Raw genomic sequence first — 12097 nt, 5'->3', positions numbered from 1 at the left:
GAATCGACCGCTATCTCTATCGTCCTTATGCAGGGGCTCCTAGAGGGGAGAAAGTCTATGAAAAGATTAGCGGACGTCGTTTTGAGCGAACTTCAATTGTTGCAGGACAAGTAGACGGAGAGTTTATAGCTCCCATGATTTACACGAACAGCATGACAAGCGATTTCTTTGTGGAGTGGTTCAAAATGCAACTCCTACCTGCTTTGAAAACACCTCGTGTTATTATCATGGACAATGCTAGTTTTGATCCCAAGAACATTTTGGATGAACTCTGCATCCAAGATAAACACTTTTTCTTACCTCTACCGCCATATTCACCAGATTTGAATCCTATTGAGCAAGCTTGGGCTATCTTGAAAAAGAAAGTGACGGATTTATTAAGGGAAGTTCCAACTATTTTTGAATGTTTGGAACGCTTTTTAAAAACTAAATGACTATAAAACTTTTTTCCCAGATTTTTGTTTACTACTAAAGTTCACAATGGGTCTAATTTTTAAAATACTCTTGTTTAATTTTTGTAAGCAGATTGTTAGTAAAAGAGAATAACCCTGCTAAATTTCTGATCTACTTTATTCTATAGTGAAATGAAATAAAAATAGGACAAATCAATCAGGACAATCAAATCAATTTCTAGTAATGTTTTAGAAGTCCAGATGTACTATTCTAGTTTCAATCTACTATATATTATTCACTGACTAAAAAAGAAAACCTACCTTCTCAGTAGATTTTCTCTGTTTAAAATTTATTTCCAAGCGCCACTGGCATCTACATAGTAACCATCAGGTGTATAGGTGTTGTGAAGCATCTTACCAGTTGAAGCAAGGTAGTACCAAGATCCACTATCTTTTACCCATCCTGTTACCATAGAACCTGAGTTGTTTAGATAATACCAAGATCCACTATCTTTGATCCAACCTGTCGCCATAGAACCTGAGTCCTTTAGGTAATACCAAGAGTTATTATCATATAGCCAATTGCTAGCAATCATAGCTCCTGATGATTTAAAGGCATACCAGTTGCCACCCTGATAGAGCCAAGTTTGATTGAACATGACTCCTTTATCATTCATAAAGTACCAAGTTCCCTTGTCCTTAACCCAAGCATTTTTAACTAATTGACCTTGTTTTTGATAGTACCACTTTTCACTGTAATTCTTTTTTAGCCAGCTTTCTGCTTTTAGAATCGGATAAAGTATTTTGAAGGCTCCTCCCCCTCTGTAGGAATGACTGATAACTCCTGGTTTTTGAAGTTTCAATTCTACATAGTCGTCTTCCCAAGCAAACACTTTTTGACCATTGAGAGTCTCTGGTAAGGTAGCAGTGTAGGTCTTAGTTTGATAGTCCCATTTTGCATCAAGGTAGGTGTGTTGATCATTTGATTCGTCAATACGGAAGTAACCACTCTTTCCGCCATCATTATATACATCATCTACTACTTTAGTGGACCAGGTCTTTACTTCATTTCCGCTCTTGGCTTCTACCTTGATATCTCCTCTATAGCCATAAGGTACATAGAAATTCAGGTAACGCCCCTCTGTACCGACCATAGATTTGTCCTTTTCTTGACCTAGGAAATTGATAGTCTGATCTTGACCATTGAGACTAACCGTCCACTCGATTTTCTCAGTTTTTGGCAAATCCAAGACTTTGATATCCACTTCATGGCCATTGTTAAATCGAAGAATTTTGCCATCTTGATACTTAACCCCACCCTTAATAACCCATTCTTCTTCCAACTCAAAGGCTTGACCTGAATGAGGGAAAGCTAATAAAGCTAGACCTGCTAGAGATAAACCAAATAGTGTGATTTTTTTTGATACTTTCATTTTCTTAACTCCTTATTTTTGGAATAAAACAAATTGACTGTTTTTAGGATAAACTGATACATGTTGCTCTTCGTGAATTTGTGATGCAGCTTCAAGGACTAGAGGATAAGAGTATTGATACAGTTCCTCTAAAGTAATTTTTCCGTTAGTATTGGTGTCTGCCATAGGCGAAATCATTCTATTTTGAAGTGAATCCCAACCTGTACCCATTGCCCAGTATCTGGTGGCAAGACTACCTACTCCGACTACACTATACGATTCTTCGCCTTTCCAAGAGGCACATAGTACGAGGAATTTAGAATCAAGCATTTCACCATTCTTGCTTGCTACATCTCCTGTTGAAAATCCTGCCAAAAATGCTTGTTCATCAAATTTTTCTTCAGACTTGGAGGCAACCTTTTTGTCTGACTTACCTACATCTATAATTGTTCCTGAATAGCAACAATCCAGCATAACCACAAACTTACCTTTATATTGTTTCAGTATAGATGCCAATTCCCAGCCTGAAAATGTCTGACCATCGCTACCAAGATAGATTCTTCCGTCTCTTCCTCCATGACAAGTAAGGTAAAGATAGTTCACATCGCTTTCGATAGAAGATTTGAAAAGCTCTTGCGTTTTTGCAATAATCTCGGACTTAGTTTTATCTGGGAAACGAACAACTTTACTAAAGTTTTGGTTACTAAAAACCTTTTCCATAGCATTAACGTCTTCGATAGGTACTGCTCTCGTTGATGTTTCACCAAGAACTAAAGCACGGCGATTAATCGTTTGTCTTGCTCCACTACTAGCAAAGAAATAAGTATCATCTCCAATATTGTGCCAACCTGTCTGCATAGCACCGCTGGCAGCCAAATAATATTGTTTTCCTTCGATAGTCTGTAGGCCAGTTTGCATGACACCGCTAGTATTTAAATAGTACCAACTACCAGAAATCAAACACCATCCTGTTTTCATAGCACCACTAGTATCTAGATAATACCAATTTCCATATTCATTAAACCAACCTGTTTTCATCCAACCTTCACTATCAAAATAGTACCAGGTTTCATTGATCTTTTCCCACCCGTTTTTAGTGTAAGAACCGTCAGAGTGTTTATACCACCAACGGCTATTCGATTGAATCCAACTGCCATTAGAGTGACTATAAGACTTGGGAGAGATAGATTCTTGAGCAGAAACTGGACTATTTACTGGTAGTGTTGCCACTAGGCTCAGTAAAGCAACTGATGACAATAAAATTTTTTTCATAATCATATTGTCCTTTCTGTTTTATTTTTGTATAATCATATCACAAATAAAAAAACAGGTTTTATTTTTTGCAGAAATGGAAGAGGAATACTATGGAAAATTTTGGAGCAGTTTTAAAGGATATCCGTATTTCAAAAAATTTTCGTCTTAAAGATTTGTCTTGTGATAAGATTAGTGAGTCAACTATTTCTCGTTTCGAAAATGGGATTACAAAATTATCTATTGATCATTTTTACATATTGTTAAATCGCCTGGGGATATCATTTTCGGAATTTGAAGAATTAGTTCATTGCTATTATTCCAAAAAAGAATGCTTTTTTGAAGAATTAGAACATGCTGTAAACTCTTCAGATATCATTTTGTTACAAGAACTAATAAAGAAAATAGAGCTAAAACAAAAGCAGGAAAGAAGTTTATGCAATTTTCACATAAAATTGATTGCTGAACAACAGATTAATCGCCTTGTAAATCTTCCTTATAATACATCTAAATGCAATGAGATAATAAAGTATTTGCTTTCGGTAGATACTTGGATGGAGTATGAACTGAAAATTTTTTATAATTCGGTGTTTTTTATGAACACTAAAACCATAAGCTTATTATATAGAGCGGTAATCAAGAAAACACGACATTTTTTAAAAACAGATATGGGAACACATAGAGTAATTCCTTTATATTTATTTAATTTAGAATTATTATTAAAAAATAATTTGTTAAATAACGCTCAATTTTTTATAGATGATTTAGAAAATTTACTGACCAGACAAGGATATTATTTTGAAAAGAATTATTTACTCTTCCTAAAAGGTATTTATCTTATAAAAACTAATCAAATAAAGTTAGGTAAAAAAGAATGTTCTAAAGCTATGAGAATATTTAAGGAATATAATGATAGTGATACAATAAATGAATTAAACCAGAAATTTAAGCTAGATCTAACAATTTAATTGTTAAATGATATTGTTTAGAGATATAATTCCTAAAAAATTAGACAAATAATTTATCTATAAGATTTGGTTCTGTATTACACTGAGCTAAGTCTTTCTTAGTTTTAATACATTTGTTATTATATAGGCTTTTATTGATTATTTCTTGTTTTAATTCAGGGGAATAGTAACGATTCTTCCCATTTTTAACACTCTCTATTCCATAACGATCAATTCATCTTGTCACATACCTTAGCCCGAAACATCTACACAAAATCTTTTTGAAAGCTGATTAAAGATTTGTACTTGCTTTCTAAGTTCATAGATCTGAACCTTAACCTCATTTGTCAATCCCATAATAAAAATAAGGACATTCCAATTGAACTGCACCCCAAAAGTTAGACAGAAAAAATCTAACTTTTGGGGTGCAGTTCATATATAGGCGCTATTTTTTCTTGAACAAGCGGATGTAGTCCTGTTTGCTATGAATAATATCTGATACAAAGACAGCTTTTCTGTCCTCTAAAATATGATAGAATGCTAGGTAATCTCCTAAAATGATGCATCGAGTTTTGTGGGGTGGGTATATAATCCCTCCTACTCTTTCGTCAGCATCAAATCCTGCTTCTGGGAAGACTTCAAGACGCTCCAAACCATAAAGAACATTCTTAACTGTGTTTGCTCCTGCCTGTTCTGAAAAGTAGTTAGCTGAGATATAATCTTTAATACCTCTTAGCTGTTCTTGTACCGTTTCGGAGATAATGATGCTATATGCCTTCTCGTTAAATTCCAAGGTTAGCCCTCACTTCATCAAGACTGTAAGTTCTTCCATGTTCTAAATCCTCAAAGCTACGAGCAATTTCAGCACGCAACCTTGATAGAAGTTCTTCTCTTTCTTTATCTACTTGAGTTTCAAATGGCAAGGCTTTATTTTCTACAATGTGTTCTAAAAACAAGTTAAAACTGGCTGTCATATCAAGATTTTGCGCTGTGATAATAGCTTTAGCTTTCTCTAACAAGTCTCTGTTAGTCTTAAAATTTACCTGTGTGTTTTTTTCTAAAACATTCATGGTAGCACCTCCTTTAGACTATTATATCACTTTGGACTATATCGGTCTAGTTATGTCTCAACGATTATAGCTGGATACTAAGAGAAATCAAAAAAGCACTCTAGGATAGAGGCCTAAAGTGCTTAGTTTCAAGGCTTTACAGCCTATCATATTTAATAAAATATTACAACATCTTGTTGTAGAATTCAACGACAAGTGCTTCGTTGATTTCTGGGTTGATTTCGTCGCGTTCTGGCAAGCGAGTCAATGAACCTTCCAATTTTTCAGCGTCGAATGATACGAATGCTGGACGTCCAAGAGTAGCTTCTACTGCTTCAAGGATTGCTGGAACTTTCAATGATTTTTCACGAACTGAGATCACTTGACCTGGAGTTACGCGGTATGATGGGATATCAACGCGTTTCCCGTCAACAAGGATGTGACCGTGGTTTACGAACTGACGAGCTTGACGACGAGTAGTCGCAAGACCAAGACGGTAAACAACGTTATCCAAACGACGTTCCAAAAGAAGCATAAAGTTGAAACCTAGGATCCCGCCTTTGATTTTTGTAGCTTGTACGAACAAGTTACGGAATTGTTTTTCACCTACACCGTAAGTGAAACGAAGTTTTTGTTTTTCAGCCAATTGCAAACCGTATTCTGACAATTTAGAACGGTTGTTTGGTCCGTGTTGTCCTGGTACGTAGTTACGACGTGCCAATTCTTTACCTGTACCTGTAAGTGAAAGGCCAAGGCGACGAGATTGTTTCCAAGATGGTCCTGTATAACGTGACATGTGAATGTCCTCCTGATATAAATAATATTTCGGTGGAAATAGTCACTTAGAAAGCCCTGATTCGTGCAGATGCCCTTCGCCTAAACAGCCAAGGTTACTTATCATAAGACACCTGTTGACGAGCTTCATGCTTTCCTGCTGATATTTCACACAAAATCTATTTTACCATGAATAGCTGGATTTGTAAAGGGGTTTTAGGCTTTATTTTCACTACCAGAGAGATTGAGAAGGAGGGTAAAGGTACTTCCTAGACCGTACTGGCTGCTGACTGTGATTTCCCCACCCAATTGATGAGCCAATTCACGCGCAATCGCAAGACCAAGACCATGCCCACCTGTTTTCATGTTACGCGAAGTTTCGACACGATAAAGGCGTTTGAAAATATTCTCCAAATCCTCTGGGGCAATGCCCTGCCCCTCATCGGTCACACTGATTGAAAGCTGGTTCTTCTCCAGCTTAGCCACCACTTCCAGCTTGGTTCCTGGAGCAGAGTATTTAAAAGCGTTATTGAGCAGATTCACCAAGATACGAGAAAGCTTAGCATAATCTCCTTCAGTCCGGGCAGACTCTGGGATTACCTGCAAGTGGACATCTCTTCTCTCCTGCTCAATCAAAAACTGAAATTCACTCATGCACTCAATCAAGAGCTGATCCAGAAAAATGCTGTCTTTGCTGGTCGTTTCCACCTGATTTCTAGCTGTGTTTAGGGTCAAAAAATTCAACTCCTCAACCAGTTTATTGAGTCTTTCCGTCTGGCGTCCAATGGTTGCTAGATAATGGTCCTGTTCTCCTTCCTTGATAACCCCATCCAAAATCCCTTCTACCGTCGCTTGGATTGAAGTGATAGGAGTCTTGATATCATGCGACAACTGGGCAATCATCAAGCCCTTTTCTCGTTCGCTTTCTTCCAAGGAATCAAAGCTTGCCTGCAAATCATGGGACATTTCATTAAAAGCTTGGCCTAATTGTTGAAATTCTAAAGGGCCTTGAACCTCCAAATTTGAAGGAAAATCCTTGTCCGCTACCCGCCTGGCATGCTCCTTGAGTTTGCCCAACGACGTAAAGACCGGCGATAGGAGAAAGAGACTAATCCCAGCACCGACAAGGCTGGCAACGATGGTCATCCCAAGCAAAAAGTAAATCTCGCCTTTCGCAATCAGCATTTTTTGAACAGCCCAAAAAACAACCAAAATGGTTAAGAGGGTTGAAATAATATATCCAACCAAAATATAACTTTTTAGTTTCATGTTTGTCCTCTCGGTTTCTCTATCTTATATCCCAACCCCCAAACTGTCTTAATAGTGGGCGTTTGGTCACTACTATATTTTGCCAACTCCTGTCGAAGAGCATGGATATGCACATTCAAGGTATTGGTGTCATCCACATAGTCGTCTTGCCAGACTTTTTCATAGAGGTCTGTCTTGGAGAAAACTCTCTCTGGATTGCTAGCTAAAATCCACAGCAATTCAAATGATTTAACAGTTAAATCCAGCATTTCTTCTCCTATTTGAACTTCATGGCTACTATGATTCATTTTTAGATTGCCAAGGGAAATCAGCTCTGTTTCGCCCCCACGATGAAGGCGGCGCAAAATATTGTGGACCCGCAAAACCAGCTCACGAGGGCTAAAGGGCTTAGCAATAAAATCATCTGCTCCCAAGCTCAGGCCGTAAATCTTGTCCTGTTCACTGGTCTTAGCAGTAATAAATAGGAAAGGTTGCTCTGGTGATAAGTATTGAACCTCACTGATTAAATCATAACCATCCATCCGAGGCATCATGACATCTGTGATAATCAAATCAATCGGTTTTTTCTTGAACAGCTCTAGCGCTTCCAGTCCATCATGGGCTACCAAGACCTGATAACCTGCCTGAATTAAGTATCTCTGATGAATATCGGTGATTTCTACCTCGTCGTCAACGAGTAAAATTGTCTTTCCCATCTGTCTCTCCTTTGATAAAAACAGTGCTATACTGCTTTAAGTATAACACTATTTTTATTGTTTTACGATGATTTTAATCTGCTATTGAAAGAAAGTCCTGATTGCTGATTGAGTTGGTAAACTAGCCTTAGTCAGCCCACTATCCATCATTTATTTCCTTAGCTGATTAGTTTTCTTCTTTTTTGTTTTTCAAACCTAGACCACCGAGTAAACCTACAAGCGCAAGCCCAAGGAAACCAATACTTGCCATTGATGTTTGAGCTTCACCAGTATTTGGTAGCATAGCTTTATCATCTGACATCATCTTGTCTGACATCATCTTGTCTGACATCATCGTATCAGACATCTTGTTAGCAGAAGCAGCCATATTTTCACCTGCCATCGTATTGGTAGAGCTTGTCATGGTGTCAGCAGGCATGCTATCTGTAGTACTTGGAGCTGGAGTCTCAGTCTTCATACCTGATTTTTCCATTTGGTCATTTGCTGGCATTGCTTTATCAGTCTCTTTGGCTGGTGCCATCATGTCCTTATGGTCAGCAGCTGTTTGATGAGTCGCACCTGTAGCAGGATTGTGATTCATCGGAGTCACGCCAGAACCAGAGTTAGAAGATGAGAATGAAGCATTTGCTGTGTCTGATGTTTCTTTAACATTTATCTTAATAGTAACTTTTTTAGCTGCTACGACATTTGTCAAATCTGCTTTACCATCTTTGTTGCCATAGACATTGACTGTAGCGCTGTAGGTTTTAGTGCCGTTTGCTCGGAACTGGTCAATGAGTTCTTGTTTTTCTTTGCCAGCCACGTTTCCGTCCAAGGCTACTTGATAGAAGTATTGCCCTTTGGTCTTCACGTTTTCGCCTAGTGGAGATAGGGCTGGGTTTTTAGCGTCGCCGTTATCTGACCATGGAGCCTTGTCAGATGCCTTAAGCAAGAGACGAGTCAACATGCCATCACCTGCGAAGAGTTCGTATGGAATCACATGGTTAACACCAGCTGTGAATGGACCGTCACCCTTGGCTTGTTCTAGGTAGGCTGCTGGAACATCGATACTGTCTTTAACGTTGTCTGCAACGGCTTTTTGAACTGTTTCTTTAGAAATTAAACCGTTTATGTTAATAGTGACTTGTTTAGTTGCTACGACATTTGTCAAATCTGCTTTACCATCTTTGTTACCATAGACATTGACTGTAGCGCTGTAGGTTTTAGTGCCGTTTGCTCGGAACTGGTCGATGAGTTCTTGTTTTTCTTTGCCAGCTACATTTCCGTCCAAGGCTACTTGATAGAAGTATTGCCCTTTGGTCTTCACGTTTTCACCTAGTGGAGATAGGGCTGGGTTTTTAGCGTCGCCGTTATCTGACCATGGTGCCTTGTCAGATGCCTTGAGCAAGAGACGAGTCAACATGCCATCACCTGCGAAGAGTTCGTATGGAATCACATGGTTGACACCTGCTGTGAATGGACCTTCACCCTTGGCTTGTTCTAGGTAGGCTGCTGGAACATCGATACTGTCTTTAACGTTGTCTGCAACGGCTTTTTGAACTATTTCTTTAGAAATTAAACCGTTTATGTTAATAGTAACTTGTTTAGTTGCTACGACATTTGTCAAATCTGCTTTACCATCTTTGTTACCATAGACATTGACTGTAGCGCTGTAGGTTTTAGTGCCGTTTGCTCGGAACTGGTCGATGAGTTCTTGTTTTTCTTTGCCAGCCACGTTTCCGTCCAAGGCTACTTGATAGAAGTATTGACCTTTGGTCTTCACGTTTTCGCCTAGTGGAGATAGGGCTGGGTTTTTAGCGTCGCCGTTATCTGACCATGGAGCCTTGTCAGATGCCTTAAGCAAGAGACGAGTCAACATGCCATCACCTGCGAATAGTTCGTATGGAATCACATGGTTGACACCTGCTGTGAATGGACCTTCACCCTTGGCTTGTTCTAGATAGGCTGCTGGAACATCGATACTGTCTTTGATGTTGTTTTTAACTGCAGATTTGACATCGCTTCTTGTTACAAGACCGTTCAAGGTAATATTGACTTTACGTTCCTTGACAACCTTATTCAAATTTGGTTTATCACCGGCTGCTTCATAGACAGTCAGGGTAGCTTCATAGGTATTTGTACCATTAGTACGAAGTGTATCTAATAAATCCTGATCTTGCTTACCTGTAGTGTTACCATTCAAAGATACTTGATAGTAATACTTGCCATCAGGTAAATTTTTCACTGGTGGAATTTTTTCATTTTTACCCTTACCATTATCTGACCATGGAGCCTTGTCAGATGCTTTGAGCAAGAGACGAGTCAACATACCATCGCCTGCGAAAAGTTCATATTTAAGCGGTTTGTTTACACCAGCCAAGAAAGGACCGGAAGCTTTGGCTTGTTCTAGATAGCCCGCTGGGACATCGATACTGTCTTTAACATCCTCATCGACAGCTTTTTTAATATCTTCTGGACTTGCTTGTTTCCCATCCACATCAGCTGTATCTACAGCTTCTTTTAAGACATCTGCTAGCTCTGAATTTTCTTGAGCTTCTTCACCTTTTTCAAAAAGTGTATCCAGACGAGAAGGGCTTGTCTCCTCGCTCACTTCAGTTACTTCTGTAGGTGTAGAAAGTGAGTTCGTATTTCCAGCAACGACCTCAGGTTTCGCTTGAGCAAGAACAGTATCTCCCTGAGTTTCTGCTAAGTCACCCTCTTTCGTTCCCGATGTCTCTTCAGGTACAACTTGAGCAGGGGTCGGATTGACCCCATCGGCACGTACAGAACTTGGCTGACCAACTAGGACAAAGAAGCCACTAGCCACAACAACTGAGGCAACACCGACACTGAGACGGCGAATAGACCAACGAGTATATCTTTGATTTGGATTGAATTTCATAGGGTTCTCCTTAGAGTTTTTCTTTATTTGATGACTCTAGTATAATATCCTAAAATTAAAAAGGACTAAGAAAAAGTTAAAATTTTTCTTAAATCCCTCTTATAAAATACTTATATCAATTAAATCCATAAACAGATTTGGTGATTTGATAGACGACATTGGACAGTTTGCGAGCTGGCAAGACTGAATGTTTGGTCAAACGGCTAAGCATGGTCTTACGGATAGCCTGAAAAACCTCTGGATTTTCCTGCTGAATATAGGTCCACAGCTCCCGTTTTTTTGCCAAATGCTCTGCTGTACCTGCTCGATTGAGCAGGGCACTGGAAATCACCGTCGTAATCTCGATATGATTCAGCAGATATTCTCGCATTTTGGGGTGGCTCACTTGGGATAAATCAAGCTGGTCTACCAAGAGTCGATTGACTTTAAGTTGCTGGTCAATGCGCTTAATCATCACTTGCTCATTGACAGACTGGTCCTCACGCCCAATCAAATAACGATAGAAATCGACAGGCAGATAGTACATGGTCTTGACCTGCTGAAGAGGGGTAAAGACAAAGAGATTATCGACATAAAAAGTATGCTCAGGCAGTTGGAACTGGCTAGCACACAACAAATCTGTCCGATAAATCAGCGAGTGCATCATGATATACTGGCCTTTGGAGAAATTTCCGACCTGGTCCCAGCCAAAAATCTGCCGAACAGGCAAGACTGACTCGTAGCTCATACTCTTCTTACGAGACTGACCTTCCTTTTCGTAAACAAAATTAGTCACAAAGGCGTCAACCTCTTGACCCTTACTCTCAAGTTCCTGCAAGGTTTCAAGAGTTTTCAAGTAGGCACGAGGATCCACCCAGTCATCACTGTCAACTACTTTAAAATAGCGCCCAGAAGCCTCTACCAAGCCACGATTGACCGCACCGCCATGGCCCTTATTTTCCTGATAAATGGCTCTAACGATGTTAGGATACTTGTCGGCTAAACGCTCAGCGATTTCCTGAGTCTGGTCCTGAGACCCATCATTGATAATCAAAATCTCAACTTGCTCACCACCAATCACTAGCGACTCCACACAGTAATGAAGATAGGCTGCAGCATTATAGCTAGGAATGGCGATAGACAATAACTTCATAATCTACTCCTTTAGGGGACTGATTTTTCTTACTCAATGAAAATCAAAGAGCAAACTAGGAAACTAGCCGCAGGTTGCTCAAAACACTGTTTTGAGGTTGCAGATAGAACTGACGAAGTCAGTTACCTATACCTACGGCAAGGTGACGTTGACGTGGTTTAAATTTGACTTTCGAAGAGTATTACTCTCTCTTGTCACTGCTTTCTATTCTACCATAAAGTCCAGCCTTTGAAGAACTTTTACTAGAATACAAGGCTTCTGTCTCTATTTACCATCTTAAACATCAAAAAAGAGG

12 protein-coding genes and 1 pseudogene are annotated in these 12097 nt (G+C 39.2%); 3 read left to right on the top strand and 10 right to left on the bottom strand.

Features of this window, described 5'->3' with window-relative positions; all coding sequences use genetic code 11:
• Window positions 1–434, top strand: a 434-nt coding sequence (locus HT729_RS03925; RefSeq protein ID WP_172931695.1) for a transposase, incomplete at its 5' end; no start/stop codon positions are given.
• A 308-nt stretch (window positions 435–742) separates the two neighbouring features.
• Here the strand turns inward: HT729_RS03925 and HT729_RS03920 are convergent.
• Window positions 743–1825, bottom strand: coding sequence for an N-acetylmuramoyl-L-alanine amidase family protein (locus HT729_RS03920; RefSeq protein WP_000868697.1), 1083 nt, complete (start codon window positions 1823–1825; stop codon window positions 743–745).
• A gap of 12 nt (window positions 1826–1837) precedes the next feature.
• Window positions 1838–3076 carry a caspase family protein gene (locus HT729_RS03915; protein WP_138700114.1) on the bottom strand — a complete coding sequence of 413 codons (1239 nt, stop codon included), beginning with the start codon at window positions 3074–3076 and terminating at the stop codon, window positions 1838–1840.
• A gap of 92 nt (window positions 3077–3168) precedes the next feature.
• On the opposite strand from HT729_RS03915, the gene HT729_RS03910 reads away from it, so the two are divergent.
• Window positions 3169–4023, top strand: a complete 855-nt coding sequence (locus tag HT729_RS03910) for an Rgg/GadR/MutR family transcriptional regulator (protein ID WP_166736749.1) — start codon at window positions 3169–3171, stop codon at window positions 4021–4023.
• A gap of 124 nt (window positions 4024–4147) precedes the next feature.
• Here the strand turns inward: HT729_RS03910 and HT729_RS11975 are convergent.
• The 8 genes and pseudogenes from HT729_RS11975 to HT729_RS03875 all read right to left on the bottom strand — a co-directional run.
• A pseudogene (locus HT729_RS11975) lies at window positions 4148–4359 on the bottom strand (IS3 family transposase); the annotation flags it as partial.
• An 88-nt stretch (window positions 4360–4447) separates the two neighbouring features.
• A complete protein-coding gene (locus HT729_RS03905; RefSeq protein WP_000395510.1) occupies window positions 4448–4795 on the bottom strand; it encodes a type II toxin-antitoxin system RelE/ParE family toxin in 348 nt (115 codons plus the stop codon).
• Window positions 4785–5072 carry a type II toxin-antitoxin system RelB/DinJ family antitoxin gene (locus HT729_RS03900; RefSeq protein ID WP_001101480.1) on the bottom strand — a complete coding sequence of 96 codons (288 nt, stop codon included), beginning with the start codon at window positions 5070–5072 and terminating at the stop codon, window positions 4785–4787. Before HT729_RS03900 ends, HT729_RS03905 begins: the two co-directional genes overlap by 11 nt.
• Window positions 5073–5235: 163 nt before the next feature.
• Window positions 5236–5847 carry a 30S ribosomal protein S4 gene (rpsD, locus tag HT729_RS03895; RefSeq protein ID WP_000092760.1) on the bottom strand — a complete coding sequence of 204 codons (612 nt, stop codon included), beginning with the start codon at window positions 5845–5847 and terminating at the stop codon, window positions 5236–5238.
• Window positions 5848–6041: 194 nt separating this feature from the next.
• Window positions 6042–7094, bottom strand: coding sequence for a HAMP domain-containing sensor histidine kinase (locus HT729_RS03890; RefSeq protein WP_000769775.1), 1053 nt, complete (start codon window positions 7092–7094; stop codon window positions 6042–6044).
• Window positions 7091–7789, bottom strand: a complete 699-nt coding sequence (locus HT729_RS03885) for a response regulator transcription factor (RefSeq protein WP_138699933.1) — start codon at window positions 7787–7789, stop codon at window positions 7091–7093. The genes HT729_RS03890 and HT729_RS03885 overlap by 4 nt, the downstream gene beginning before the upstream one ends.
• A gap of 166 nt (window positions 7790–7955) precedes the next feature.
• Window positions 7956–10670, bottom strand: coding sequence for a PavB family fibronectin-binding SSURE repeat adhesin (locus HT729_RS03880; protein WP_172931694.1), 2715 nt, complete (start codon window positions 10668–10670; stop codon window positions 7956–7958).
• 115 nt (window positions 10671–10785) lie between these two features.
• Complete coding sequence (locus HT729_RS03875; RefSeq protein ID WP_172931693.1) at window positions 10786–11802, bottom strand: glycosyltransferase family 2 protein; 1017 nt, start codon at window positions 11800–11802, stop codon at window positions 10786–10788.
• A 36-nt stretch (window positions 11803–11838) separates the two neighbouring features.
• Here HT729_RS03875 and HT729_RS12370 point away from each other — a divergent pair, with 36 nt between their 5' ends.
• Complete coding sequence (locus HT729_RS12370) at window positions 11839–11964, top strand: hypothetical protein (protein ID WP_050974129.1); 126 nt, start codon at window positions 11839–11841, stop codon at window positions 11962–11964.
• Window positions 11965–12097 lie beyond the last annotated feature (133 nt).

Origin of the sequence: Streptococcus sp. 79, from assembly GCF_013277425.1 — a bacterium.
GTDB lineage: Bacteria > Bacillota > Bacilli > Lactobacillales > Streptococcaceae > Streptococcus > Streptococcus pseudopneumoniae.
The sequence above is the reverse complement of the archived record's forward strand: the minus strand, read 5'-3'. Positions and strand labels throughout refer to the sequence as shown.

What these genes read in the sequence shown, in the direction of transcription:
- HT729_RS03920 (WP_000868697.1), bottom strand. Translation starts at nt 1,825, where the DNA reads ATGAAAGTATCAAAAAAAATCACACTATTTGGTTTATCTCTAGCAGGT.
- HT729_RS03915 (WP_138700114.1), bottom strand. Translation starts at nt 3,076, where the DNA reads ATGAAAAAAATTTTATTGTCATCAGTTGCTTTACTGAGCCTAGTGGCA.
- HT729_RS03910 (WP_166736749.1), top strand. Translation starts at nt 3,169, where the DNA reads ATGGAAAATTTTGGAGCAGTTTTAAAGGATATCCGTATTTCAAAAAAT.
- HT729_RS03900 (WP_001101480.1), bottom strand. Translation starts at nt 5,072, where the DNA reads ATGAATGTTTTAGAAAAAAACACACAGGTAAATTTTAAGACTAACAGA.
- rpsD (WP_000092760.1), bottom strand. Translation starts at nt 5,847, where the DNA reads ATGTCACGTTATACAGGACCATCTTGGAAACAATCTCGTCGCCTTGGC.
- HT729_RS03890 (WP_000769775.1), bottom strand. Translation starts at nt 7,094, where the DNA reads ATGAAACTAAAAAGTTATATTTTGGTTGGATATATTATTTCAACCCTC.
- HT729_RS03885 (WP_138699933.1), bottom strand. Translation starts at nt 7,789, where the DNA reads ATGGGAAAGACAATTTTACTCGTTGACGACGAGGTAGAAATCACCGAT.
- HT729_RS03880 (WP_172931694.1), bottom strand. Translation starts at nt 10,670, where the DNA reads ATGAAATTCAATCCAAATCAAAGATATACTCGTTGGTCTATTCGCCGT.
- HT729_RS03875 (WP_172931693.1), bottom strand. Translation starts at nt 11,802, where the DNA reads ATGAAGTTATTGTCTATCGCCATTCCTAGCTATAATGCTGCAGCCTAT.
- HT729_RS12370 (WP_050974129.1), top strand. Translation starts at nt 11,839, where the DNA reads ATGAAAATCAAAGAGCAAACTAGGAAACTAGCCGCAGGTTGCTCAAAA.